The sequence below is a fragment of the Candidatus Pantoea gossypiicola genome, from assembly GCF_008632075.1.
In the GTDB taxonomy this organism is placed as follows: domain Bacteria; phylum Pseudomonadota; class Gammaproteobacteria; order Enterobacterales; family Enterobacteriaceae; genus Pantoea; species Pantoea gossypiicola.
In genome coordinates this window covers 25,207-49,185 of sequence record NZ_VWVM01000001.1, presented here as the reverse complement: position 1 = coordinate 49,185, position 23,979 = coordinate 25,207, and the positions used below count along the sequence as shown (strand labels likewise).

The window sequence follows — 23,979 nt, the reverse complement described above, 5'->3', positions numbered from 1 at the left end:
CTTGTGAAAATAATCGCATCGCTTGTACTATATCGTCATGCTTATGAGGATATTTCACGCACGCTGGATTCATTGCTGGCTGAAAAAAGTATTGATAAAGTTTGCATCGTTGACAATGGCTGTCACTGTAATTGGTTAAGTGATTATTCGCATCCGAAAGTTTCAGTTTTACCTATAGCAAATAATAACGGATTTGGCGCTGGACATAATAAAGCCTTTCAGGAATATAAAAATCAGTGCGAATATATTTTGATTTGCAATCCTGATATCAGCTTTGACTGTGGAGAAGTTGATTCTCTTTATCACTTTACCAAAGAAAACAACCTTTCACTGACCATTCCTAAAGTGATTTACCCGGATGGAAGTCTTCAGCACAGTTGTAAGCTGTTGCCAACGCCTAATCAGCTTTTTATGAGACGCTTTTTCTCGCGCTATATGAAAGTTTCAAATGGTGAATACGAGCTTCATCATGCTGATTATAGCCGACCCTTTTATGCTCCGTCACTTTCTGGCTGCTTCATGCTTATCAGCCAGCAGGCGCTAAATCACACAAATGGTTTTGACGAACGTTTTTTCCTCTATATGGAAGATGTGGACTTATCCAGGCGTGTCTCCGCTTCGGGATTAGGCATCCAGTATTGCCCTGAATCAACAGTTGTGCATGAATCACAACGACGCTCATATCAGGATTTTAAATTTCTTTTTTATCACATTGTTTCCGCTGTCCGATATTTCAACAAATGGGGATGGTTAATTGATCGCGAGAGAGAGTTGTTTAACACTAAATGCCTTTCTCAGTTTAACTGTAAGAATTCGTAATAAGTCAGGTTTGTGATTTTACTTATTGTCGCCTGTCTTATTGTTCAGTCGTGCTTTCTACAAACATGTCTCTGGTGTTACGGATAACATTTTTTAAAGAAATGTTGTATTGTAATCGCTAAGTTAAAATTGTCTGAATTCATAAGTGGGATAGAGCTGAACGGCTCTGTATATATTGATCAGGAGTAAAATATGTCCAAGCAACAGATCGGCGTTGTAGGTATGGCAGTGATGGGCCGCAATCTGGCTCTTAACATTGAGAGCCGCGGTTACACTGTTTCAATCTTCAACCGCTCACGCGAAAAGACTGATGAAGTCATCGCCGAGAACCAGGGCAAGAAGCTTGCTCCTTTTTACACCGTTGAAGAGTTTGTTGAATCGCTGGAAAAACCTCGTCGTATCCTGCTGATGGTTCAGGCGGGTGAAGCGACTGATAAGACTATTGCTTCACTGACTCCACACCTGGATAAAGGCGACATCCTGATCGATGGCGGTAACACCTTCTACAAAGACACCATCCGTCGTAACAAAGAACTTTCTGACCAGGGCTTCAACTTCATCGGTACCGGCGTTTCCGGCGGTGAAGAGGGCGCACTGAAAGGTCCATCTATCATGCCTGGCGGCCAGAAAGAAGCGTACGAGCTGGTTGCCCCGATTCTGGACAAAATTGCTGCACGTGCGGAAGATGGCGAAGCCTGTGTGGCTTACATCGGTCCGGACGGTGCGGGTCACTATGTGAAGATGGTGCATAACGGCATCGAGTACGGCGACATGCAGCTGATCGCAGAAGCTTACGCGCTGCTGAAAGGCGCACTGGGCCTGAACAACGAAGAGCTGGCTGAAACCTTCACCGAGTGGAACAACGGCGAGCTGAGCAGCTACCTGATCGACATCACCAAAGATATCTTCACCAAGAAAGATGAAGAAGGTAAATACCTGGTTGATGTGATTCTGGATGAAGCAGCGAACAAAGGCACCGGTAAATGGACCAGCCAGAGTTCACTGGATCTCGGCGAGCCTCTGTCACTGATCACCGAGTCTGTTTTCGCTCGTTACCTCTCCTCGCTGAAAACCCAGCGTGTCGCAGCCTCTAAAGTTCTGAGCGGCCCACAGGCCAAAGCTTTTACGGGCGACAAAGCGGAATTCATCGAGAAAGTTCGTCGCGCTCTGTATCTGGGTAAAATCGTCTCTTATGCGCAGGGCTTCTCACAGCTGCGTGCTGCGTCAGAAGAGAACAACTGGGATCTGCACTACGGCGAAATCGCTAAGATTTTCCGCGCTGGCTGCATCATCCGTGCTCAGTTCCTGCAGAAAATCACTGATGCTTATGCAGAAGATGCAGGCATCGCTAACCTGTTGCTGGCACCGTACTTCAAAGATATCGCCGATCAGTATCAGCAGGCGCTGCGTGATGTGGTTTCTTACGCGATTCAGAACGGCATCCCGACGCCAACCTTCTCTGCGGCGATCGCTTACTATGACAGCTACCGCTCAGAAGTGCTGCCTGCCAACCTGATTCAGGCGCAGCGTGACTACTTCGGTGCGCATACTTACAAGCGCATTGATAAAGACGGTGTGTTCCACACCGAGTGGTTAGATTAATCACTGAAAAGGGCTTCCTTCGGGAAGCCCTTTTTTTATCCTACCAGCAAATCCCCGCTCCGAATCTCACGCTCTCCCGCCAGCCGCACAACGAGCATGCCTGCCGTCGCAAACCTTACCCAGTGCCTTGCATAGAGAATACCGCCATACTCCGCTACGAGCGGGGTGATGTGGTCCGTAAGCGGATCAACAATCTCTGCCACCACTTCTCCCGGACGAATCAGTGCGCCCAGCGGTTTGCGATGGAGGATCAATCCTGACACCGGCGAATGAATATATTCACAGCCCGCTAACGGTGTCGGCGGGTTTTTAAGGGCAGGGGAGGTCGCCGCCGATCCCTCGCTGTGACGTTCTTTAATCACACCTGCTTCCCCCGGTGCTTCAGCCACGTCAGGCACGGTTAAGCCAATCGGCCCGTCATTGATCGCCACAACATCATCACCGCCCGCGTTGGCAGGAACCAGTTCATCACCCCCGATAACGGGCGCGGCCACTTCTACTGAAATCGACGGCTCGCTGTAGCCGATATAGCCGCCTTCCTGCAGCGCCGAAATAATCGCATCTGCATCTTTCTCCGCCTGTTCTGGCGAAACATCACGCACGCCACGCAACTCAAGCGTCACCGGCAGCAATCCGCGCGGCATCGGGTAATCCTTGCCAAATCGCTCTGCCAGCGTCAGCCAGGGTTCGCAACAGGCTTCATCAAACGGCTCTCCACCGGAGATCTGCGCCAGCAGCTGTACTTCACTGCCTAACCAGCGCGCCAGCGGCTCGATGTCTGGCCAGGCATGGGGTGTGGTATAGAGATGTGGCACGGCTTCCCAGTCACAGTGCAGGTCAATCATCAGATCGGCCTGACTGGCCATGCGCATCAGCGTATAGCGCTGCGCATCCAGCTCGGTTTTTGGCACGGTATCGCGATAATGACGATCAATCGCATCGCGGATAAGGTTCCTGTTCTGTGATTCACTCTGGGTCAGACTCTCAGCCAGCCCGGCGGCCAATGTTGTGCCCAGTGACGGGAAGCGGCGATTAAAGTCCTGACCGGAAAGTGTATGGAAGCGGCCCAGATGAGTACCGTGCCAGTGCTGTCCCAGCGCCAGAGGATTGGCTACCGGCACCAGGGTAAATGCAGCTTTAAGCTGTCCGGCGGACTCCAGCGCCTGCAGCCGCTGCTTTAAAAACCAGGCTACCGCCATGCCGGGCAGTTCGTCGCCATGCAGCGCAGCCTGGATATAAACCTGACGTTCATTGTCCTCAGCAAAATGGAAACTGATGATTTCACGCTGGGTGCCTAAAGAGGCGCTTAACAGTGGATGATGTTGTTGATGCATACCGTGTTAATGTCCTTTAATCGGCAAGGGACGACAGCGCGCCGTCCCGAAAAAGTTACAGTATAGTGCCGGATCGCGGTGAGGACGAAAAAGGGCGACCGCGAGGTTACTGCTGGATAGAGATATCCGTGGCGAAGTAGCGCTTCTGAATCTGATCGAAGGTGCCGTTCTTTTTGATTTCGGCAAAGGCGTTATCCAGCGCCGTTTTCAATTCGGTATCGCCTTTGCGCAGGCCTATTGCTGTGCCGGGACCGATAATCGGATCCTGAATAATCGGGCCAGCCAGTTCAAAGTCTTTGCCCTGCGGCTGCTTCAGGAAGCCAATCGCCGCCTGTGCCGCGTCGGTAAAGACGGCATCCAGTCGGCCGGAAACCAGATCGCTTTCTACCTGTGCCTGATCGCCATAGGGCACCACGGTCACCCCATGAGGCTGCCATTTCGCCAGCGCATAACGCTCCTGTACCGTTCCCTGTTCTACGCCGACCGTTTTCCCTTTCAGAGACTCAGCGGTGGGCAGGATGCCCGCGCCTTTACGCGCAATCAGTTGCGTATGGGTGTCATAGAGTGGAACAGTGAAATCGATCTGCTTCAGGCGCTCTTCAGTAATGCCCATGTCAGACAGAATGGCATCAAACTTACGCGCTTTCAGCGCCGGGATCATGCCGTCAAACTGGCTTTCAACCCAGACGCATTTCGCCTGCATCTGCGTGCAGAGCGCATTACCCAGATCGATATCAAAGCCGACCAGCTTGCCTTGTGGCGTTTTCGATTCAAACGGCGGATAGGTGGGATCGACCGCGAAACGCACCTGTTCGATTTTTGCCTGAGCTGCAAACGCGTAACCCGCCATAACCGCTACAGCCAGCGTCTGGCGCAGGCGTTGAGTGAAAATGTTCATGATTTTGCTCTTATTTTGTCGTGATGAGTGATTATGCAGAGTATCGCCGGGCTGCCGGGATGGCAATTACTGCGTTATCTCCATCACGTCAGCCTTGCACAGCGCCCGGTAATCTTCGGTGTTCAGGATCACTGAGCGCTCCAGCAGCCCGGCGTTAAATGCGATCTCCGGATAACGTTCAAACAGCGCGGGATCCACGACCAGCCTGAGGTCGGGATGAAAGCTGAATGGCGGGATCGCCCCGAATACGCAGCCGGTCAGCTGATCGGTCTCTGCCGGGCTGGCGAGTGAGGCGCGTCGTCCACCGACCGCCGCGGCGACTTTGCCCAGATCGGCCTGCCGGTCGGCCGGTAAAACCGCCAGCACATGCTGTTTTATGCCGTTGCCTTTTACATGGCAGACCAGCGCTTTCGCGCCCTGACCGATTTCGGTACCGCGTATTGCCGCGACCGCCTCGCATTTACCGGTCGCCTCATGTTCCATAAGGCGATAGCGCGCCTGATGCTGGTCGAGCAGGGCGATTAATCTTTCATGGGTGGTCACGGTTCTCTCCCGGAGGTTTGCGTCGCCGTTATTGTGCGGGATTGGGATGAGGATTGAGAAGGATTCTGCTCAGAATCCGCATAAAAACGAAATTCTGAGCAGCATTTTGCACGATTACTTGTGGCGGGCGCGCAGGTTATTAATCACGGCGCTAAAGTCGAGATCCTGATCCTGTAACAACACCATCAGGTGATAGACCAGGTCAGAGGCCTCATTGGTGAGTTCATCCCGATCGTTGACGGTTGCTGCCAGCGCGGTCTCAACGCCTTCTTCGCCCACTTTCTGCGCGATGCGCTTGGTACCGCTGGCGTAAAGCCGTGCGGTGTAAGAGCTTTCAGGATCAGCCGTTTTGCGCGACGCCAGCAGCTCTTCCAGCTGATATAGAAAGGTCCATTCAGGCACAGCCGGCGAGAAGCAGCTGGTGGTGCCCAGATGGCAGGTCGGGCCAATCGGGTTCGCCAGGATCAGCAATGTATCGTTGTCGCAGTCAGGCGTAATGCTCACCACCTGCAGAAAGTTGCCGGAGGTTTCACCTTTGGTCCACAAACGGTTTTTGGTGCGGGAGAAAAAGGTGACGTTGCCTTCAGCCAGCGTTTTTTCCAGTGCCGCCGGATTCATGTAGCCATGCATCAGGACTTCGCCTGAGACATTGTGCTGCACGATGACCGGCATCATGCCCTGTGTTTTGTCCCAGTCGAGAAGGGCCTGTTGTTGTTGAGTTAGCACGCGCGAATCTCCACTCCGTTGTCGATCAGAAAGCTCTTCAGCTCACCAATATTAATAATCTGCTTATGGAATACTGAGGCGGCTAACGCGCCATCGACATTCGCCTCGGTAAACGCCTCCAGGAAATGCTGCATGGTGCCTGCGCCGCCAGAGGCGATCAGGGGCACGTTGCAGACTTCACGCATTTTCTTCAGCTGCACCAGGTCATAGCCGTTACGCACGCCATCCTGATTCATCATGTTCAGCACGATCTCGCCTGCGCCCAGCTTCTGCACTTCCTGCACCCACTCCAGCGTTTCCCACTGCGTCACGCGGGTACGCGCTTCGTCACCGGTATACTGATTCACCTGATACTTGCCGCTGGCCTCGTCAAACCAGGTATCGATGCCGACCACGATACACTGCACGCCAAACCGGTCCGCGAGGCGGGTGATGAGCGTGGGATCGGCCAGCGCCGGGGAGTTAATCGAGATCTTATCCGCACCAAACTCCAGAATACGCGCTGCGTCTTCAGGGGTTTTGATGCCGCCCGCGACGCAGAATGGAATATCGATCACTTCCGCAACGCGTGATACCCAGCTTTTGTCGACAACCCGGCCATCGGATGAGGCGGTGATGTCATAGAACACCAGTTCGTCGGCTCCTTCAGCGGCGTAGCGCTGTGCCAGCGGCACGATGTCGCCGATGATCTCGTGATTACGAAACTGTACGCCTTTGACTACCTGACCGTCACGTACGTCCAGGCAGGGAATTATCCGTTTTGCCAGCATGAGATCGCCTCCGAAACTGTGAATTTATCTTCCAGCAGCGCACGTCCGACAATTACGCCCTGAACGCCGCTGCCGCGCAGGGCGGCGATATCATTGAGGTCGCCAATACCCCCCGAGGACTGGAAAGCGATCGTCGGGAAGCGCGCCGTGACTTCCTGATAGAGCGCAACATTGGAACCGCTCAGGGTGCCGTCGCGGGAAATATCGGTGCACAGCACATGCTTCAGTCCCACCTGCTGAAAATCGGTAATCACCTCTTCCAGGGTGACCCCCGCCGCTTCCTGCCAGCCACTGATCGCCACTTCTTTGCGGTTACTGGCGTCAATGCGCACATCTAATGCCAGCACAATCGCCTCTGCGCCAAACTCCGCGAACCACCGTTTTACCTCTTCCGGCTCTTTCACAGCAGTGGAACCGACCACCACACGACTCGCACCCGCTTCAAGCAGCGCGTGCACATCGTCACGGCTGCGAATACCGCCACCCACCTGCACCGTCACATCAACACCGTCCAGCAGGGTTTTCAGCAGCGCGATCTGGCGTTTCGCCGGATCTTTCGCGCCGGTTAAATCCACCAGATGCAGCACGGTTGCACCCTGGCTGATGTAATCCTGCAGACGTGGCAGCGGATCGCTACCGTAATCACGCTGCTGGCCATAATCGCCCTGATGCAGCCGAACCACTTTGCCGTCAATTAAATCTAACGCGGGGATAATCATTACATCTCCAGGAAGTTTTTCAGCAACTGCGCGCCTGCTTTGCCCGAGCGTTCCGGATGGAACTGGACGCCGAAGAAGTTATCTTTCTGCACCGCGGCGGTAAAGGCTTCACCATAGTGACACTGAGCGATGGTGCTGGCGTTGACCGGCATGGCGTAGCTGTGGACGAAGTAGAAATAAGAACCTTCATCAATGCCGCGGAACAGATGATTGCCCGCCTGCGCGGTAATCTGGTTCCAGCCCATGTGCGGCAGCGGCAGGCCGTGGGTATCCATCAGTGACACTGGCTCATCGATAATGCCCAGCGTCGGCACGCCGCCGTTTTCGTCGCTTCCGCGTCCCAGCAGCTGCATACCCAGGCAAATGCCCAGCACCGGCTGGGTACAGGCTTTCACCAGTTCGATCAGGTCACGCTCTTCCAGCTGATTCATTGCTGCCTGCGCGGTACCTACACCTGGCAGAAACAGTTTGTCGGCACGCAGTACCACATCGGAATCGCGGCTCACCTCCGGGGTATAGCCCAGACGTTCAATGGCCCATTTCACCGACGAGAGGTTGGCGCAACCGGTATCCATGATCACCACGTTCATCACAGCACTCCCTTCGAGCTCGGCAGGGTATTACCCTCAACGCGGATCGCCTGGCGCAGCGTACGGCCAAAGGCTTTAAACAGGCTTTCGACACGGTGATGGTCGTTCTTGCCTTTGGTTTTAAGGTGCAGGGTGCTCATCATGGCGTAAGAGAGCGAACTGAAGAAGTGCTCGACCATCTCGGTGCTGAGGTCGCCCACGCGCTGATAATTGAATTCGGCTTTGAACTCGATGTGCGGACGGCCGGAGATATCCAGTGCGCAGCGCGCCAGGCATTCATCCATCGGCAACACAAAACCAAAACGGCCAATGCCGCGTTTGTCGCCCAGCGCTTTCAGTAATGCTTCGCCCAGTGCCAGACCGGTATCTTCCACCGTGTGGTGATCGTCAATATAGAGATCGCCTTTCACTTCGATGTTCATGCGAAAGCCGCCGTGCACCGCAATCTGGTCCAGCATATGGTCGAAGAAACCCACGCCGGTATTTATCTTGCTGCCGCCTTCGCGGTCCAGCCAGAGTTCGACCCGAACCTGTGTCTCTTTGGTGTTGCGCTGCACCAGCGCATGGCGGTCACGCTGAGTCAGACGCTGCTGGATGGTCTGCCAGTTCTCGCCGTCAGCACCGTAGCGGATAGGCTGAATGCCCATGTTCTCCGCCAGCTGCACGTCGGTCAGACGATCGCCAATCACATAACTGTTGGCGGTATCCAGCGCGCCTTCTGCCAGCCAGGCTTCTACCATTTTCGTTTTCGGCTTGCGGCAGTCGCAGTGATCGTCCGGCATGTGCGGGCAGATCAGCACATCGTCAAACGCGATGCCTTGCGAGGTCAGGACCTGCATCATCAGATTGTGCGGCCCATCAAAATCCGCCTGCGGGAAACTGGTGGTGCCAAGACCATCCTGGTTGGTGATCATCACCAGGCGATAACCGGCGGCCTGCAGCGCCAGCAGCGCCGGGATAACATCTGGCTCAAACGCCAGCTTATCCAGTCTATCCACCTGATAATCCTCAGGCGGCTCAGAGATTAATGTACCGTCGCGGTCGATAAAAAGGGTCTTCTGACTCATGCTTGCTCCAGAGAAAAGGCTTGCAGCGCGGCGATCACTCGTTCGCACTCTTCACGCGTGCCGATGGAGATGCGCAGGCATCCCGACAGGCCCGGATTTTTGTTCTGATCACGCAGGATAATGCCCTGATCCCATAAGGTTTTGAAGACTTTTGGTGAATCGGTAAAGCGCGCCAGCACATAGTTGGTTTCGCTGGGGAACACCTGCTCAACGCAGGCCAGCTGCGCCAGTTCAGCCAGCAGCCAGCTGCGATTGTCGTTCAGCTGGGCCACATGTTTACGCATCAGCGCAATGCCTTGCTCGCTCAGCGCCTGACCCGCCACGTCCGCTACCGGCGTCGCCAGCGGGTAGGGCGCAATCACCTTCATCAGCAGGTCGATCACCGGCTTATTCGCCAGTGCAAAGCCACAACGCAGGCCCGCCAGCGCAAAGGCTTTTGAAAGGGTACGCAGAATGACCAGATGCGGATAATCTTTCAGCCAGCCGGTCAGCGTCGCCTGCGGGCAGAACTCAATATAGGCCTCATCGGCCACCACCAGCGCTTTACCGGCGGTCATCGTCAGCAACTGGCGGATGTCGTCCTGATTAATCAGGTTGCCGGTCGGGTTGTTCGGGCTGCAAAGGTAAACGACTTTGACGCCATCAAGCTGTTCCGCGATAGCGGGCAAATTCAGCTGCCAGTCGCTAAGCGCCGGGACGGTGCGATATTCAATGCCGATGGTTTCGGCGCTGACGCTGTACATGCCATAGGTCGGCGGGCAGAACAGAATGGCATCCTGGCCCGGCTCACAAAAAGCACGCATGATCAGTTCGATGGCTTCATCCGCGCCACGGCTGACCAGTACCTGCTCCGGCGTTAAACCCGCGTAAGCGGCATAGTGCTCAATCACCAATTTAGGCTGACATTCGGGATAGCGGTTCAGCGTCTGCTGCGACAGCTCAAACGGCACCGGCAGCGGGAATTCGTTGGCATTCAGCCAGACATCCCCGTTGCCACCCAGACGACGCGCCGACATATAGGGCGTCAGGGCGCGCACATTGGCGCGCGCCAGCTGCTCAATATCCTGACTCATGCTTGCTCCTTCAGTGCGGCAACGCGCAGGGTGACGGCATTTTTGTGGGCATCCAGCTGCTCGGCGGCGGCCAGGGTTTCAATCGTGGCGGCCAGATTCAGGAAGCCCTGCGGCGTCAGCTCCTGCACCGTCATGCGTTTCTGGAAGTCGGCCAGGCCCAGGCTGGAACAGGTCGAAGTATAACCGTAGGTCGGTAACACATGATTGGTGCCCGAGGCGTAATCGCCCGCAGACTCCGGCGACCAGTCGCCTAAGAAGACTGAACCGGCGCTGGTGATAGACTCCACCAGATCGCGCGGCTGACGGGTCTGCAGAATCAGGTGCTCCGGGCCGTAGAGATTGGAAATCTCAACGCATTGCTCAAGGTCGCGCGCCACGATCAGGCGGCTGCTCTCCAGCGCCTGACGCGCCGTGGCCGCACGCGGCAACTGCGCCAGCTGCTGTTCAACCGCGTCGGCAACCGCCTCTGCCAGCGTCAGTGAAGGCGTCAGCAGAATCACCTGAGAATCAGGACCGTGCTCGGCCTGTGAAAGCAGGTCGGAGGCGACAAACGCGGGCGTGGCACCTTCATCTGCAATCACCAGCACTTCAGACGGACCGGCAGGCATATCAATCGCCGCGCCATCGAGTCGCTGACTCACCTGACGTTTCGCTTCGGTCACCCAGGCGTTGCCCGGACCAAATATCTTATCCACACGCGGCACAGTTTCCGTGCCAAAGGCCAGTGCTGCAATGGCCTGCGCGCCGCCCACCTGGAACACTTCCTCTACGCCACACAGCTGCGCAGCATAAAGGATCTCATCGGCAATCGGCGGAGGTGAACAGAGCACCACCCGACCACAGCCGGCGATACGGGCAGGCGTCGCCAGCATCAGCACGGTAGAGAAGAGCGGGGCGGAACCACCAGGAATGTAGAGTCCGACCGACTTCACCGGACGGGTGATCTGCTGGCAGCGCACGCCGGGCTGCGTTTCCACATCCACTGGCGGCAGAATCTGCGCGTTGTGGAAGGTTTCGATATTGCCCACCGCGACGGCCATCGCCTGCTTCAGCTCGTCACTCAGACGTAAGCTGGCGTCTGCGATTTGCTGCGGCGTCACGCGCAGGTTTTCAACCTGCGCCTTGTCGAAGCGGGCGCTGAACTCGCGCAGCGCGTCATCGCCGTTCAGCTTTACCTGCTCCAGCACGTTACGCACCGTCAGCGTGACGTTTTCAGAAGCGGCGATGGCAGGACGCAACAGCAGCGCCTGCTGCTGTTCGGGGGTGCACTGCTGCCACTCAATCGGGGTAGAAAAGGCCATGGCTTACTCCATCATCTTCTCAATAGGCAGCACCAGAATTGAACTGGCACCCAACTCTTTCAGTTTTTCCATGGTTTCCCAGAACAGGGTTTCACTGCTGACCATGTGCATCGCCACGCGGCTGACATCGCCTGCCAGCGGCAGAACGGTCGGACGTTCAGCGCCAGGCAGCAGGCTGATTACCTCTTCCAGGCGCTCACTCGGTGCGTGCAGCATGATGTACTTCGATTCACGCGCTTTAATCACGCCCTGAATACGGGTCATCATCTTGTCGATCAGCTCCTGCTTGGCGGCAGGCATTTCGCCGTCGCGCTGGATCAGGACGGCTTTTGAACGATAGATGACTTCAACTTCACGCAGGCCATTCGCTTCCAGCGTGGCACCGGTGGAGACCAGATCGCAGATGGCATCCGCCAGACCGGCACGGGTCGCCACTTCAACAGAACCGTTCAGCATACAGGTTTTAAAGCTGACGCCTTTTTTGTCGAGGTACTGTTTGAGCAGGTGCGGATAGGAGGTGGCGATGCGGGATTTATCGAGGCATTCCGGGCCGGTGTACTCGGCGTCGGTCGCCATCGCCAGTGAGAGACGGCAACCGCCGAAATCCAGGCGACGCAGCGTAAAGTAGCGCGGATCTTCGCCCTGAGCACGGCGAGAGAGTAATTCCTCTTCCAGCACGTTCTCACCGATAATGCCGAGATCGACCACACCGTCCATCACCAGGCCAGGGATATCGTCATCGCGCACGCGCAGGATGTCGATCGGCATGTTCTCCGCAAACGCAATCAGGCGCTGTTGCTGAAGGTTGATTTTTACGCCGCAGCGCGCCAGCAGTTCACGTGAATCATCACTTAAACGGCCAGATTTCTGCATAGCTATGCGTAAACGGGTGTTGTCTAACATGGTTCCTGTCCTCTTAATCCTGTCCTGAATGTGTGGTTACGTCAGCCCATAAAAAAACCCCCGGAAGACGATCTTCCGGGGGTTCTCTTGCGTTCACACCACTGGAAGATCTTGAAAGTCTTCCAGCACCAATCGCCTGAAAGACTAGTCAGGATGATGGTGGTGATGATGGTTGAACTGAACGCGTGTCATAATAATCTCGTCGATGAATGCGTATTCATTTGTGGGGTTTAACCTAGCGAAGATGGCAGCACTTGGCAACACTTTTTTAAACAGGCGATTCGGAAAGCGCTGAAACAGGTTGTTGTGGTTTGCAATCCGGGGGCAAACTACGGTGAAGTCAGGGTTGATGTTTCACGTCAGGAGTCAAAATGAAGAAGGTCGCGATTGTGGGACTGGGCTGGCTGGGTATGCCGCTGGCCACGGCGTTAACGGCGCGAGGCTGGCAGGTCACCGGCAGCAAAACCACGCCAGACGGAGTTGAAGCCGCACGCCGCTGCGGCATTGAGGCGTTCCAGCTGGAACTGACGCCGGAACTGCTGTGCGATGCTGACGATATCGAGCCGCTCTTTAACGTCGATGCATTGATTGTCACGTTACCTGCCAGCCGTACTGCGGAAGGCGGTGAAGCTTATCTGCAGGCGGTGCAGAATGTGGTGGATACCGCACTGGTGTATAAAGTGCCGCGCATCATCTTTACCAGCTCAACGTCAGTCTATGGTGGCAGCTCTGGTATTAAACGGGAAAACAGCCCGCTGACCGCCGAAACGGTAGCCGGTAAAACGCTGGTCAAGCTGGAGAGCTGGCTGCACGATCTGCCAGGGACCAGCGTGGATATTGTGCGTCTGTCCGGTCTGGTCGGGCCAAAGCGCCATCCGGGTCGCTTCCTGGCCGGTAAGCAGGATGTGGCGAATGGCTCGCAGGGCGTGAATCTGGTGCATCTGGATGACGTGGTCGAGGCAATTACACTGCTGCTGCAGTTGCCAAAAGGGGGAAGGGTTTACAACCTGAGTGCGCCAAAACATCCGACGCGCGACACCTTCTATCCCGCAGTGACGCGCCAGCTTGGTCTGCAGCCGCCGCAGTTCGCGCCAGAAACCGTAAAAGACAGCGGCAAGCTGATTGATGGGTCGCGTATCTGTAACGAACTCGGGTTTGAGTATCGCTATGACGATCCGGTGAAGATGCCGCTGGAGTAATAAAGTACCTGAACAGGAGCCACCGGCCCCTGATAAACGAAAAGTCATTATTAGAGGTCGGGGCATTTACTGTTATTAATGTTTATAAGAAATGTTAACCATAAAATTCCGCAGCCAGCGTCATGAATGTTGATGCCGAATCCTGTTACAGACGCTGATGAGAAGAGACTGGCGAGACTTTTACGTAAACGGTAACGGCAAAAAATTAGTTAGCTTAACCTTTCCCTGAGATTTCATTTTCAGTATCATCGCCGACGTTCAGATTATGTAAGAAAAATAACAGTTCTTCGCTTTGGGCCGGAGCTGGCGGCCTTGATTTTGGGTGAAATTTGGAGATAGCGGATGTTGGCTCAGAAGAATATAGCTATCGCGGGGGGAGGTTTTTTTGGCTTGTATCTGGCAGAGCAACTTGCGCTTCGCGGTTGCAGCGTAACTGTTTATGAAAAAAGCCAACACCTGATGTCCCGCGCCTCTTATGTTAACCAGGCCCGCGTGCACAACGGTTATCATTACCCGCGCAGTATTCTTACTGCCCTGCGTTCTCGTTTATCTTTCCCGCGATTTGTTAATGAATTTCGTGATTGTATAGATGATGAGTTTGAAAAATATTATCTGATTGCAGGCTCACTGAGCAAAGTGACGGGTGAGCAGTTTAGGCGCTTTTGTCAGCGCATTGGAGCAGACTGCGAAGAAGCCCCAGCTTCTGTGACTAAAATGGTTAATCCGGCTTTAATTGATACTATTTTCACCACTACAGAGTATGCTTTCGACTCATTCAAATTACGCGATATCATGATTGATCGCCTTTCAGAGGCCGGGGTACGCGTCATCACGGATGCGGTCGTTGAAAAAGTCTGGTCATACAATGACGGGCTAAAGCTTGCTGTCACTGTCTCAGGCGGGCAAGACATCGTCTATGCAGATCACCTTTTCAACTGTACTTACTCACGAATCAACTACTTACTAAACAGTTCCGGTCTTGAACTCATTCCATTGCGTCATGAAATGACTGAAATGTGTCTGGTCGACGTTCCTGACGAATTCAGGAAAATGGGATTGACGGTAATGTGCGGGCCGTTCTTTTCTGTGATGCCTTTTCCTTCAGCACAACTGCACTCCTTTAGTCACGTCCGCTACACGCCGCATCATCAATGGCGTGATGATGCGGACAATCCTTATGAAGACTCCCATGGAAAATATGATGAATATTCACGTCAGTCTGCCTGGGGACATATGATTCGCGATGCACAGCGTTATGTGCCTGCATTGAGTGAATGTAAATATAAGCGGTCTATCTGGGAAGTTAAAACTATTCTGCCTCGCAGTGACAGTGATGATTCTAGACCCATCCTTTTCCGTAAAAACCACGGTCTGAAGGGATTGCATTGCATCATGGGTGGAAAAATCGATAACGTTTATGATGTCTTGCAAGAAATTGAGCGGCTGATTGAGTTGAACTAAAAATGATAAAAAGTGAATCTTTTGTTTCTGTCGTTACCGTTATATATGGTCATCTCGAAGAGGTTTATGAACCTCTTAAAAAGTTAAGCTTGACGCTGGATGAAAGCTACAGCGATTATGAAATTGTCGTTGTCGTTCCCGGCGTTAATTCTACCAATGCACAAATTGAAGATCGCATTCTGAAAGATATCAACTGTGTGCGAATCATTCTCCTTTCCAGCCCGGTTTACCATGACGTTGCGCTCGCCGCTGGTCTGGAAAACGCGATTGGTGACTTTGTTGTCTTGTGGAATCCTGTTTCTGATCCCGTTGACGTTGTGCATCAAATCGTTGAGCAATGCCGTGCAGGAAGCGATATCGTTATCGGTGTAACAAACAAAGCCCGCTCCCTGCGCTATAGCCTCATTCGTAAAATGATGAATGTGGCATTACGCACGATAGATTACGATATTCCGGCTAACTCAACCAGCCTGCGTTGTTTAAGCCGCAGAGCCGTGAACGCCGTGACCCGCATTGGTAAATTTCACCATCAGTTTTATTTACGTATTCAAAAAACCGGGTACACCGCCTCAGCTTTCAATTACATGCCTGTAAAAGAAAATGAAGGTGCAAAAATCATTGAATCCTTACGACGTTTACTTCGTCTGATGGTATTTAACTCGGCACGCCCTTTACGCTGGATGTCCATGCTTGGCTTCTTTGGCAGCGTAGCAGGGTTACTGTTCGCCTGTTATAGCGTGCTGATCCACCTGATTAATGGCCATGTTGTTGAAGGCTGGACTACCACCATTCTTTTCATGTCCGTCATGTTTATTATCCAGTTCGTCATGATGGCATTTTTTGGCGAATATCTGGGGAGAATGCTGGATGAAAACAGCGCCCAGGCAGGCTATGCAGTCGTTTATGAGCGTAATAGTGATGTCATGGTCAATGTAGATCGGGTCAATGTTCTTGAGACTTCGCTAATGCATGAACCTAACAATGTTCAGACCGGACGCGATAAATAAATTCTGGAGATGAAGATGGACGCACTTATTGGCTTTTCAGGTTTTGTCGGTCAGACGCTGCTCAGACAGCGTCAGTTTGACTCACTTTACCGCTCAACAAATATTGATGAAATAATCGGCCAGTCTTTTGGAACCGTCGTCTGTGCGGCTGCGCCTGCGCAGAAATGGCTGGCAAATAAAGAGCCTGAAAACGATCTTAAGCTTATTGAAAGCCTGATTGAAAAACTGAAAACTCTGACCTGTGAAAAATTCATTTTAATCAGCACGGTGGATGTTTTCAAAACGCCTGTAAATGTTGACGAAAATACGTGTGTGGAAACAGATGGATTGCATGCTTACGGCTTACATCGCTACTATCTTGAGCAGTTCGTCAGCCAGCATTTCCCGGATGTCTTAATCGTACGTCTGCCAGGCCTGGTTGGCCCCGGCTTGAAGAAAAACATTATTTACGATTTTCTGAATAATAATAATCTTAATCAAATTGAAAGCCGTGGTGTTTTTCAGTTCTATCCGATGATTAACCTTTGGTATGACATTGAAATTGCATTGAAAAATGACATCAGGCTTTTACACCTTACCGCCGCACCAGTCAGTGTTTCAGACGTGGCCAGATACGGATTCGGCTTTGAGTTCGAAAATCATGTGCAACAGCAGCCCGGACACTATGATATGAAAAGCTGCTACGCTTACCTGTTTACAGACGGTAAAGATTATCAATATAGCTACCGTGAATCACTGATGTCTGTTCGTGCCTATGCTCAATCCGAAGCAGGAAAGAAAGCAGAATGAATATTTCCATTTCGAATATCGCTTGGGACATTAAAGATGATGACGCCATGTGCTCACTTCTTCAGCGCCATCAAATCCGTGCTATTGATATTGCGCCTGGAAAATATTTTCCTGACCCAAAAATAGTAAGTGATAAAGACATTCTTACCGTTCGCAATTACTGGGAATCGCAGGGAATCTCTCTTATCGGGATGCAATCACTCCTGTTTGGCACTCAGGGTTTAAACCTGTTTGATGAGCAGTCTGTTCAGCAAAAAATGCTGGAACATTTGCAGGCAGTGAGCCATGTTGCGGCGGGATTAGGTATAACGCGTCTGGTGTTCGGGTCGCCTAGAAATCGTTACCGCCCGGATATCAGCGATGAAGAGACGCGCGCGATTGCCCACCACTTCTTCACACTTTTAGGTGACATTGCCCGTCAGGAAGGGGTTGTTATCTGTCTGGAGCCCAATCCGGCTTGTTATGGCGCTAACTTTATGACCGATAGCGCAGAGACTGCTGAGATGGTCAGACTAATCAATCATTCCGCAATAAAAATGCAACTGGACACTGGAGCCATTGCAATTAATCACGAAAATGTAGCCCAGGTAATAAGTGATAATCAGGATATTATCGGGCACGTACATCTTAGTGAACCGAACCTTATTCCGCTGGGACTGAGTGATGTGAATCATGCTGACGTCGCGGCTGTGTTAAAACGTTTGGTTCCGCAGCATATCGCTACTATCGAGATGCTGGTGCCCAAAAATGAGAAAGCCCTGGCGACCATTGACGAGTCGCTCTCATTTGTGACGAAACACTATCGGAATTTGTCGGGAGATGCTTCATGAAGTGGTTAATCCTGATTTTGGGTATAGCCTGTAATGCATCCGCCAGCGTGCTGATCAAGCTAGCGATGACGCCTCCACGCAGGCTTCCCAGCCTGTCCGAACCTCTGGCTGTGCTGAGTAATTTCCCGCTATTACTGGGAATATTCCTCTACGGCATGGCATTTCTACTTTATGCCGCAACACTGGCATTTTTACCGTTAAATGTGGCACACCCTGTTTTAACTTCTGGCGCTATTGCCTGTGTCGCCCTGATGTCAGTCGCGCTATTTAAAGAACCTGTTTACTGGTCCACTATTGCCGGCATTCTGATGGTAATAGCCGGTGTTGTACTTATTACCCTAAAAGTTAAATGAGATGGAAAAGAGAATGAGCGATTCGTTGAATGCACCAAATACTGACTGGGAAGTTCCATCTTATGAGCGTCAGTTATGGCAGGGTAAACAGCATGATTATTGCGTGATCATCCCCGTCATCAACGAAGGGGCACGCATCCGTAATCTGTTAAGCCGAATGGTGGCGGTCAATGTCCATACCTATGCGGACATTATCATTGTCGATGGTGGCAGTCGTGACGGTTCACTTGAACTCTCCGCGTTGCAGCAACTTTCGGTTTCTGGCCTGCTGCTTAAAACGGGTCAGGGAAAATTAAGTTCTCAGCTTCGCTGTGGATATGCTTTTGCTTTAGAGCAGGGCTATCAGGGTATCGTGACGATTGATGGAAATGATAAAGACGACCCGGATGCTATTCCTCAGTTTATAGAGGCAATAAAACAGGGTTATGACTTTGTTCAGGCATCCCGTTTCGTTAAAGGTGGCGTTGCCGAGAACACACCAGCATCACGCGATTTTGCCATTCGTTTCATCCATGCACCGATGCTCTCTCTTTTTTCCGGCTTTAAGTGGACCGATACAACGCAGGGCTTTCGTGCTTATAGCCGGAAAATGCTCCTCGATCCGCGCGTAGCGCCGTTCCGCAATATTTTTCAGACTTACGAATTGCTGGCTTATCTTTCATACTGTGCACCAAAATTAGGGTTCCGCTGTATCGAAATCGCAACAGTTCGTCGTTATCCAAAAGGCGAGGTTCCGACGAAAATCAGCGCCATCAGTGGTAACTGGGCTGTTTTGTCGATTTTATTTTCTGCATGTTTTGGCAAGTACAATGTCAAATAAAGGTTAAATTGATCTGAACTATGCTTACATTATTACGTATTTATGGTCTGAATCATAATAAAACCATGGCAGAGCTTTTCAAGCTCTGCCAGTTTTTTATGCTGATGTTTGCGATTATAGTTGTTGAAATAAATCAGCAACCACTTTTTATATCGCTGGACCGCGTACTGGAACAGTGGTCAACTCTATTGCCAGATTTTTTTGTCGGTAACCAGGATTTTTTATTCAGTTATGGGCCGTTATACTGGCTTCAGGGCAGCCCGGTAGTACAATTTTCAAAAACAAGCTATTTTATTTCATTGTTTTTTATAAGCGTTTATTGTGCTTTGAACTGGGCTTTACTGTTGCGAGTGGCAATTAATGCCAAAAGTGTGCTTTATTTAGCAGTGATCTATATTGTTTTTATAAAAATATATAATGCTTATGCTATATTCTTTACTTTGCCTTTGTTTATTATAGTTTACCTTCGACAGAATAGTCTGGATAGTCTTTGGGATAAAAAAATATTCCTTGTTGGGGCAGGGTTGCTTGTTGTTTTTCTGTTTTATTTCCGTTTTTTTTATGGGGTTGTTGGGCTTCTTACGATAGGTAGCTATTTATTCTCAACTCGGGTATTAGAAAGACATTATTCATCTTTATTGATTTTCACAAGCGTTACAGTGATGCTATACATTGCATTCGGTATGGCAATATTCCATGACTCAAAAAATATTATAAATTATACAATAATTAATTCACAGTTGAATTTTGGCAACTCCGTTGATATGAATTATGACGTGGATGTAAAAAAACAAGCATATTTGGTCGTTCTTGTCACTTTTATTCTCTTTAACTTTTATCTTATAAGAAACCAGCGAGCATTATTGCTCACTATTAATGGCCTGTTGATTATTTTTTTAAAGATTGGTTTTTCAAGAGTAGATCATTATATTTCATATTTTATAATGCCCGTCGCGCTGTTGTCTTTACTATTAGCTATTAATGGTGATAAGTTAATGCGCTTGCTGGCTGCAATAATTTTATTGCTTCTTTTTTATCTAGGTAACATGCCAGTATACGACGGCGCCAAGGTGATTAAAATATTTGATACTCATGAAGACTTTTCTATCAGTTTCCGTGATCGTGCAGCTCAGCGCTATCATAATTTCAAGCTGCCTCAGGATATTGTTACTGAAGTTGGAAGTAATACTATTGACGTCTATCCATACAATAACGAATATATTATAGCTAACAAATTAAATTACTGGCATCGCCCATCATTTCAAAATTACATGACATTAACACCAAGTTTAGATCAGTTGAATGCTGATTTCTATGCAAGTAATAATAAACCTGAGTATATTTTATGGACAGCCAGCATTACCTGTGGTTCTAATGATTGCCGGGTTTTTGACGATTTTGACGACAAATATGTTCTTAACGAAGATCCACTCACGACGATGGCTATTTTAAAAAACTATAAGCCTATCCGCGTTATGTTTGCACTGAATCATAAGCCCGTCATGCTGATGAAAAAAAATCTTCATGTTCAGGATATGAACATGGAAAAAAAAGTAGATGTTGAGGCAAACTTTGGAGAATGGATTAAAGTTCCACGTACTGATAGTACACTTATAAAATTAAAGCCTCAGTTTAAATTAACAATCTTAGCTAAATTGCAGAATCTATTTTTCCATGGCTCTGTACTTTATGTTAATTACAGGCTCTCAAATGGAGAGGTAAAAAAATATCGTCTGAATATCATTAATGCTCAAAGTGGTATATGGGTTTCACCATTGCTCGATACTTTACCGCTTGAGGGGCCGCGTGTTTTAGAGGTCATGATTGAAACCACTGATAAACACTATTTTGAACCAAAATTCAAAGCGCATTTTGAAACATATCAACTTCCCGGCGTTAATTTCAATGACAAAGCCGTTACCGGATTTACAACTGATAAGCCTGCCGGACTTACCAGTTCTGTTGCCATGTGTGATGCCAGCATTGATAAGCTGGAACTATCAAATTTCACTCTTGATAATATCTTCGTTAAACGATTAAAGAGCGAGGGGTGGGCAGCATTCTCTATAGAAAAAAATCTTCCTTCACAAGCCTTATGGCTGACGCTACAGGATGATCAAGGACGAAAGTTTTTTGTATCTGTGGATAAAACGCCCAGACCCGATGTAGCTAAAGCTTTCAACAAATCCAACTTAGTTGATGCGGGATATAAAGTATTCGCTGATATCACCGCCTTTAAAGGCCATTACAAAGCTGGCCTTGCTATGGCAGGAGAGGGCAAACTTATCGAATGTGATAACTTTGCAAAACCCATCACCATTCCGTAAGTCACTGTAAAAAATAGGGGAGCAATGCTCCCTTACTTCACACCCCCAGCCGATCCCTCAACGCATACCATACCGCGCCCATCGCCGTCAGCGGCACCTTAAACCGCCGCCCGCCGGGAAACGGCAGGTGAGGCAGGCGGGCAAAGGCGTCAAACCGCTCGGCATCGCCGCGTAATACTTCGCTAATCAGCTTGCCGGAAAGATGGGTACTGGTGACGCCATGACCGCTGTCGCCCTGCATAAAATAGACATTCTTCTCCATCCGGCCAAACTGCGGCATACGCGACAGCGTCAGCAGGAAATTGCCGCTCCAGCTGAAGTCCAGCTTCACGTTCTGCAATTGCGGGAAAGTACGGCGCAGCTTGGGCCGGATCAGCGCTTCAATATCGGCCGGTTCCCGCGCGCCGTAGACCACGCCGCCGCCATAGAGTAGCCGGTTGTCGGCGGTCAGACGGAAGTAATCCAGCAGATAGTTACAATCCTCCACACAGTAATTGTTCGGCATCAGCGACAGTGCCTGGTCGGGTGTCAGCGGTTCGGTTGCCACAATCTGCGAGCCGCATGGCATGCTTTTTCTGCTCAGGCGTGGCTCCAGCTGAGGTGACAGATAGGCATTACCGGCGAAGATCACAAATGTCGCACTGACTTCGCCCTGAGCAGTCTTCACCCGGTTAGGCGTGCCATAAACGACATCTGTCGCCGCGGACTGTTCATAGATGCGTCCACCATGTCGACGAATTGCCTCCGCTTCTCCCAGCGCCAGGTTCAGCGGATGCAGATGGCCGCCACGTCGATCCAGCAGCCCGCCAACATAACGTTCGGTGGCCACTTCGCGGCGAATGCCCCGTTCGTCCAGCAGTTCCAGATCGTGATTGCCATACTGCTGCCATCGCGTTTTCTGTTTTTGCAGATGTGCCATCTGTCTCGCATTCAGCGCTGCAAAAATGCCGCCAGGCCGGTAGTCACAGTCAATTGCATACCGCTTAATGCGATCGCGGATAATCTCAGCGCCTTCAAACATCATGCTGCCCAGCATGCGGGCGCTCTCTTTGCCGTAGCGTTGTTCAATCACATCCACATCGCGGCTGTAGGAGTTCACCACCTGACCGCCGTTTCGCCCGCTGGCACCGAAGCCAACCCGCGCCGCTTCCAGCACGACCACGTCGTAGCCCACCTCGGTCAGATGCAGCGCCGCTGAAAGACCCGTGAAACCGCCGCCAATAATGCAGACGTCACACTGAATGCTCTCCTGTAAGGTTGGCCAGGGCGCATGCGGATTGGCGGTCGCTGCGTAATAACTCTCCACATAATTCATAACAACCTCCGGGAAGCGCCTAAAAGTTGGCTGGCGTGTGGGCACTGACAATGCGGCAGGGGAATTCAGCCCTGTTGGTGAAGCTGTGCGGTAAGCCGGTATCAATTACATAGCTCTCTCCGGCGGAGAGATGAAACTGCTGACCGTTAATGACCAGCGTAATTTCGCCTTCCAGCAGCGTGCCGGTCTCTTCGCCCGGATGACGCAGTTTTTCGCCGGTGCTGGCACCGGGTTGATAGGTCTCCAGCAGCATGCCCAGCGTGCGCTGCGCACGACCATTGTCGATGAGCTTAAGCGACACACCCTGGCTGCCAATCTCCAGCAGATCGCTGGGGCGGACAATCACCTTTGGCTCTGCATGGGGTTTGGGTTCCGAAAAAAATTCCGACAGTGACAGCCCATAGACTTTCAGCAGCTTCTGCAGGGTGCTGACCGCCGGGCTGACCTTATCCTGCTCAATGGTGCTGATGGCGCTGTGGGTCAGTCCGGCCAGTTCAGCTACGCGACGTTGCGACAATCCCATCGTCTGTCGAATCTGCGCCAGCCGTCGTCCCGGTGCCAGCGTGACATCACTCATCTGCTTTTCCCCTGTGATAGCGAATGGCGGCCTGAATAAAGCCGCTGAACAGTGCCTGCGATCCCGCCGTGCTTTCCGGCTGCCACTCGGGATGCCACTGCACCGCTAGGCTGAAGGGATGATGACGCAGACTCACCGCCTCAATCAGACCATCCGGCGCGCGTGCCTCAACGCGCAGTTGCGGCCCCGGTTCGCGTATGCCCTGATGATGCAGAGAATTGACCCCAAGCGATTTGCTGCTGTCCAGCAGCGTTGCCAGCAGGCCATCCGGTTCGATAGTGATCGGATGCGCTGTCGCATACTGCTGCTCCAGTGGCAGCGTCTCATCTTCATGATGACGCTGAAATTCTGACTGCTCACTGAGATCCCGCCACAGCGCGCCACCATTGGCCACCACCAGCTCCTGCAGTCCACGGCAGATGCCCAACATCGGCATTTTGTGGCTGGTGGCCCAGGTGATCAGCTGAAAGGCGAGACGGTCGCGGCCCGGATCGGCGTGCGACTCTTCACCGGCTTCGCCATAATGCCAGGGTTCGATATTGCTGGGACTGCCGGTGAGCAGCAGGCCATCCAGCACAGCCATAGCGTTTTCTGATAGATGAGGCGCATTAATAAGACTATGGGGCAGGGCGAGGGGCACGCCACCCGCCAGGACAACCGCATCAATATATTTGTTATGCACCGTCTGAGTCGCATGGCCGCCCAAATTTTTCTGGCACATCACTACGCCAATCAACGGTTTGTCAAAAATAATGCCCATCTTACGTCCTCGCATTACTGGTCGAAATATCTACCGAAAAGGCACGTCTGGCGGTTAAGTGTGCAATATTTTTTCAATCTAGCAATCTGCTGTTTGTTCTTCAAACAGATTTGTTACATTTGCACACTTTTTATGTTGGCGCTATGTTAGTGGTGTGGCTGTTATTTTGAGCATTACGCAAACCTAATAGGGGCGG

Annotated in this window: 25 protein-coding genes and 1 other annotated feature; of the genes, 10 read left to right on the top strand and 15 right to left on the bottom strand. The window is 51.5% G+C overall.

What is annotated here, in order from left to right; all coding sequences use genetic code 11:
- The first annotated feature begins 3 nt into the window (after nucleotides 1-3).
- Together F3I20_RS00245 and gnd are read left to right on the top strand one after the other, a co-directional pair.
- Nucleotides 4-819, top strand: a complete 816-nt coding sequence (locus tag F3I20_RS00245; protein WP_150037032.1) for a glycosyltransferase — start codon at nucleotides 4-6, stop codon at nucleotides 817-819.
- A 192-nt stretch (nucleotides 820-1,011) separates the two neighbouring features.
- Entirely contained in the window at nucleotides 1,012-2,421 is a 1,410-nt protein-coding gene (gene gnd / locus F3I20_RS00240) for an NADP-dependent phosphogluconate dehydrogenase (protein ID WP_010248093.1), read from the top strand.
- A gap of 35 nt (nucleotides 2,422-2,456) precedes the next feature.
- Here gnd and F3I20_RS00235 read toward each other — a convergent pair whose 3' ends face one another.
- From F3I20_RS00235 to hisL, 12 genes are all read right to left on the bottom strand, one after another.
- Entirely contained in the window at nucleotides 2,457-3,755 is a 1,299-nt protein-coding gene (locus F3I20_RS00235) for a succinylglutamate desuccinylase/aspartoacylase family protein (protein WP_150013665.1), read from the bottom strand.
- A 106-nt stretch (nucleotides 3,756-3,861) separates the two neighbouring features.
- Complete coding sequence (locus F3I20_RS00230) at nucleotides 3,862-4,653, bottom strand: ABC transporter substrate-binding protein (protein ID WP_150037033.1); 792 nt, start codon at nucleotides 4,651-4,653, stop codon at nucleotides 3,862-3,864.
- A 66-nt stretch (nucleotides 4,654-4,719) separates the two neighbouring features.
- Nucleotides 4,720-5,196 carry a YbaK/prolyl-tRNA synthetase associated domain-containing protein gene (locus F3I20_RS00225; protein ID WP_150037034.1) on the bottom strand — a complete coding sequence of 159 codons (477 nt, stop codon included), beginning with the start codon at nucleotides 5,194-5,196 and terminating at the stop codon, nucleotides 4,720-4,722.
- 114 nt (nucleotides 5,197-5,310) lie between these two features.
- The gene (hisIE, locus tag F3I20_RS00220) at nucleotides 5,311-5,922 is read right to left on the bottom strand and encodes a bifunctional phosphoribosyl-AMP cyclohydrolase/phosphoribosyl-ATP diphosphatase HisIE (protein ID WP_150037035.1); all 612 of its coding nucleotides are present in this window, start codon (nucleotides 5,920-5,922) and stop codon (nucleotides 5,311-5,313) included.
- Nucleotides 5,916-6,692, bottom strand: a complete 777-nt coding sequence (hisF, locus tag F3I20_RS00215) for an imidazole glycerol phosphate synthase subunit HisF (protein ID WP_033783632.1) — start codon at nucleotides 6,690-6,692, stop codon at nucleotides 5,916-5,918. The genes hisIE and hisF overlap by 7 nt, the downstream gene beginning before the upstream one ends.
- Nucleotides 6,674-7,411 carry a 1-(5-phosphoribosyl)-5-[(5-phosphoribosylamino)methylideneamino]imidazole-4-carboxamide isomerase gene (gene hisA, locus F3I20_RS00210; protein ID WP_150037036.1) on the bottom strand — a complete coding sequence of 246 codons (738 nt, stop codon included), beginning with the start codon at nucleotides 7,409-7,411 and terminating at the stop codon, nucleotides 6,674-6,676. Before hisA ends, hisF begins: the two co-directional genes overlap by 19 nt.
- Complete coding sequence (gene hisH, locus F3I20_RS00205) at nucleotides 7,411-8,001, bottom strand: imidazole glycerol phosphate synthase subunit HisH (RefSeq protein WP_150013675.1); 591 nt, start codon at nucleotides 7,999-8,001, stop codon at nucleotides 7,411-7,413. The genes hisA and hisH overlap by 1 nt, the downstream gene beginning before the upstream one ends.
- Nucleotides 8,001-9,068, bottom strand: coding sequence for a bifunctional histidinol-phosphatase/imidazoleglycerol-phosphate dehydratase HisB (gene hisB, locus F3I20_RS00200; protein WP_150013677.1), 1,068 nt, complete (start codon nucleotides 9,066-9,068; stop codon nucleotides 8,001-8,003). Before hisB ends, hisH begins: the two co-directional genes overlap by 1 nt.
- Complete coding sequence (hisC, locus tag F3I20_RS00195; protein WP_150037037.1) at nucleotides 9,065-10,141, bottom strand: histidinol-phosphate transaminase; 1,077 nt, start codon at nucleotides 10,139-10,141, stop codon at nucleotides 9,065-9,067. The genes hisB and hisC overlap by 4 nt, the downstream gene beginning before the upstream one ends.
- Nucleotides 10,138-11,442 carry a histidinol dehydrogenase gene (gene hisD, locus F3I20_RS00190; protein WP_150037038.1) on the bottom strand — a complete coding sequence of 435 codons (1,305 nt, stop codon included), beginning with the start codon at nucleotides 11,440-11,442 and terminating at the stop codon, nucleotides 10,138-10,140. Before hisD ends, hisC begins: the two co-directional genes overlap by 4 nt.
- A 3-nt stretch (nucleotides 11,443-11,445) precedes the next feature.
- Nucleotides 11,446-12,345, bottom strand: a complete 900-nt coding sequence (hisG, locus tag F3I20_RS00185) for an ATP phosphoribosyltransferase (RefSeq protein ID WP_098052877.1) — start codon at nucleotides 12,343-12,345, stop codon at nucleotides 11,446-11,448.
- A gap of 48 nt (nucleotides 12,346-12,393) precedes the next feature.
- Nucleotides 12,394-12,514 (bottom strand) — a sequence feature (His leader region).
- A complete protein-coding gene (gene hisL, locus F3I20_RS00180) occupies nucleotides 12,490-12,537 on the bottom strand; it encodes a his operon leader peptide (RefSeq protein WP_100396937.1) in 48 nt (15 codons plus the stop codon). It overlaps the preceding feature by 25 nt.
- Before the next feature lie 179 nt (nucleotides 12,538-12,716).
- Here hisL and F3I20_RS00175 point away from each other — a divergent pair, with 179 nt between their 5' ends.
- From F3I20_RS00175 to F3I20_RS00140, 8 genes are all read left to right on the top strand, one after another.
- Entirely contained in the window at nucleotides 12,717-13,544 is an 828-nt protein-coding gene (locus tag F3I20_RS00175) for an SDR family oxidoreductase (RefSeq protein ID WP_150037039.1), read from the top strand.
- Between the two features lie 342 nt (nucleotides 13,545-13,886).
- Nucleotides 13,887-15,005, top strand: coding sequence for an NAD(P)/FAD-dependent oxidoreductase (locus F3I20_RS00170; protein ID WP_150037040.1), 1,119 nt, complete (start codon nucleotides 13,887-13,889; stop codon nucleotides 15,003-15,005).
- 2 nt (nucleotides 15,006-15,007) lie between these two features.
- Nucleotides 15,008-16,012 carry a glycosyltransferase family protein gene (locus tag F3I20_RS00165; RefSeq protein WP_150037041.1) on the top strand — a complete coding sequence of 335 codons (1,005 nt, stop codon included), beginning with the start codon at nucleotides 15,008-15,010 and terminating at the stop codon, nucleotides 16,010-16,012.
- 15 nt (nucleotides 16,013-16,027) lie between these two features.
- Nucleotides 16,028-16,801, top strand: a complete 774-nt coding sequence (locus F3I20_RS00160; RefSeq protein WP_150037042.1) for an NAD-dependent epimerase/dehydratase family protein — start codon at nucleotides 16,028-16,030, stop codon at nucleotides 16,799-16,801.
- Nucleotides 16,798-17,631 (top strand): sugar phosphate isomerase/epimerase family protein, encoded by an 834-nt coding sequence (locus F3I20_RS00155; RefSeq protein ID WP_150037043.1) that lies wholly within the window; start codon nucleotides 16,798-16,800, stop codon nucleotides 17,629-17,631. The genes F3I20_RS00160 and F3I20_RS00155 overlap by 4 nt, the downstream gene beginning before the upstream one ends.
- Nucleotides 17,628-17,984 (top strand): DMT family transporter, encoded by a 357-nt coding sequence (locus F3I20_RS00150; protein WP_150037044.1) that lies wholly within the window; start codon nucleotides 17,628-17,630, stop codon nucleotides 17,982-17,984. Before F3I20_RS00155 ends, F3I20_RS00150 begins: the two co-directional genes overlap by 4 nt.
- Nucleotides 17,985-17,997: 13 nt before the next feature.
- Nucleotides 17,998-18,804, top strand: coding sequence for a glycosyltransferase family 2 protein (locus tag F3I20_RS00145; protein ID WP_150037045.1), 807 nt, complete (start codon nucleotides 17,998-18,000; stop codon nucleotides 18,802-18,804).
- 20 nt (nucleotides 18,805-18,824) lie between these two features.
- Nucleotides 18,825-21,131, top strand: coding sequence for a hypothetical protein (locus F3I20_RS00140; protein ID WP_150037046.1), 2,307 nt, complete (start codon nucleotides 18,825-18,827; stop codon nucleotides 21,129-21,131).
- A gap of 37 nt (nucleotides 21,132-21,168) precedes the next feature.
- Here the strand turns inward: F3I20_RS00140 and F3I20_RS00135 are convergent, their stop codons facing one another.
- The 3 genes from F3I20_RS00135 to puuD are packed head-to-tail and all read right to left on the bottom strand — an operon-like array spanning nucleotide 21,169 to nucleotide 23,783.
- Complete coding sequence (locus F3I20_RS00135; RefSeq protein WP_150013685.1) at nucleotides 21,169-22,446, bottom strand: NAD(P)/FAD-dependent oxidoreductase; 1,278 nt, start codon at nucleotides 22,444-22,446, stop codon at nucleotides 21,169-21,171.
- Between the two features lie 19 nt (nucleotides 22,447-22,465).
- Entirely contained in the window at nucleotides 22,466-23,023 is a 558-nt protein-coding gene (gene puuR / locus F3I20_RS00130) for an HTH-type transcriptional regulator PuuR (protein ID WP_150013687.1), read from the bottom strand.
- Nucleotides 23,016-23,783, bottom strand: a complete 768-nt coding sequence (gene puuD / locus F3I20_RS00125) for a gamma-glutamyl-gamma-aminobutyrate hydrolase (protein WP_150037047.1) — start codon at nucleotides 23,781-23,783, stop codon at nucleotides 23,016-23,018. The genes puuR and puuD overlap by 8 nt, the downstream gene beginning before the upstream one ends.
- Nucleotides 23,784-23,979: the final 196 nt, after the last annotated feature.

Coding starts and splice junctions, on each gene's coding strand:
- F3I20_RS00160 (WP_150037042.1), top strand. CDS start 16,028: ATGGACGCACTTATTGGCTTTTCAGGTTTTGTCGGTCAGACGCTGCTC.
- hisF (WP_033783632.1), bottom strand. CDS start 6,692: ATGCTGGCAAAACGGATAATTCCCTGCCTGGACGTACGTGACGGTCAG.
- hisB (WP_150013677.1), bottom strand. CDS start 9,068: ATGAGTCAGAAGACCCTTTTTATCGACCGCGACGGTACATTAATCTCT.
- F3I20_RS00155 (WP_150037043.1), top strand. CDS start 16,798: ATGAATATTTCCATTTCGAATATCGCTTGGGACATTAAAGATGATGAC.
- hisD (WP_150037038.1), bottom strand. CDS start 11,442: ATGGCCTTTTCTACCCCGATTGAGTGGCAGCAGTGCACCCCCGAACAG.
- F3I20_RS00170 (WP_150037040.1), top strand. CDS start 13,887: ATGTTGGCTCAGAAGAATATAGCTATCGCGGGGGGAGGTTTTTTTGGC.
- puuD (WP_150037047.1), bottom strand. CDS start 23,783: ATGGGCATTATTTTTGACAAACCGTTGATTGGCGTAGTGATGTGCCAG.
- F3I20_RS00175 (WP_150037039.1), top strand. CDS start 12,717: ATGAAGAAGGTCGCGATTGTGGGACTGGGCTGGCTGGGTATGCCGCTG.
- F3I20_RS00165 (WP_150037041.1), top strand. CDS start 15,008: ATGATAAAAAGTGAATCTTTTGTTTCTGTCGTTACCGTTATATATGGT.
- F3I20_RS00150 (WP_150037044.1), top strand. CDS start 17,628: ATGAAGTGGTTAATCCTGATTTTGGGTATAGCCTGTAATGCATCCGCC.
- F3I20_RS00235 (WP_150013665.1), bottom strand. CDS start 3,755: ATGCATCAACAACATCATCCACTGTTAAGCGCCTCTTTAGGCACCCAG.
- puuR (WP_150013687.1), bottom strand. CDS start 23,023: ATGAGTGATGTCACGCTGGCACCGGGACGACGGCTGGCGCAGATTCGA.
- F3I20_RS00145 (WP_150037045.1), top strand. CDS start 17,998: ATGAGCGATTCGTTGAATGCACCAAATACTGACTGGGAAGTTCCATCT.
- gnd (WP_010248093.1), top strand. CDS start 1,012: ATGTCCAAGCAACAGATCGGCGTTGTAGGTATGGCAGTGATGGGCCGC.
- F3I20_RS00230 (WP_150037033.1), bottom strand. CDS start 4,653: ATGAACATTTTCACTCAACGCCTGCGCCAGACGCTGGCTGTAGCGGTT.
- hisG (WP_098052877.1), bottom strand. CDS start 12,345: ATGTTAGACAACACCCGTTTACGCATAGCTATGCAGAAATCTGGCCGT.
- hisA (WP_150037036.1), bottom strand. CDS start 7,411: ATGATTATCCCCGCGTTAGATTTAATTGACGGCAAAGTGGTTCGGCTG.
- F3I20_RS00135 (WP_150013685.1), bottom strand. CDS start 22,446: ATGAATTATGTGGAGAGTTATTACGCAGCGACCGCCAATCCGCATGCG.
- hisC (WP_150037037.1), bottom strand. CDS start 10,141: ATGAGTCAGGATATTGAGCAGCTGGCGCGCGCCAATGTGCGCGCCCTG.
- hisH (WP_150013675.1), bottom strand. CDS start 8,001: ATGAACGTGGTGATCATGGATACCGGTTGCGCCAACCTCTCGTCGGTG.
- F3I20_RS00140 (WP_150037046.1), top strand. CDS start 18,825: ATGCTTACATTATTACGTATTTATGGTCTGAATCATAATAAAACCATG.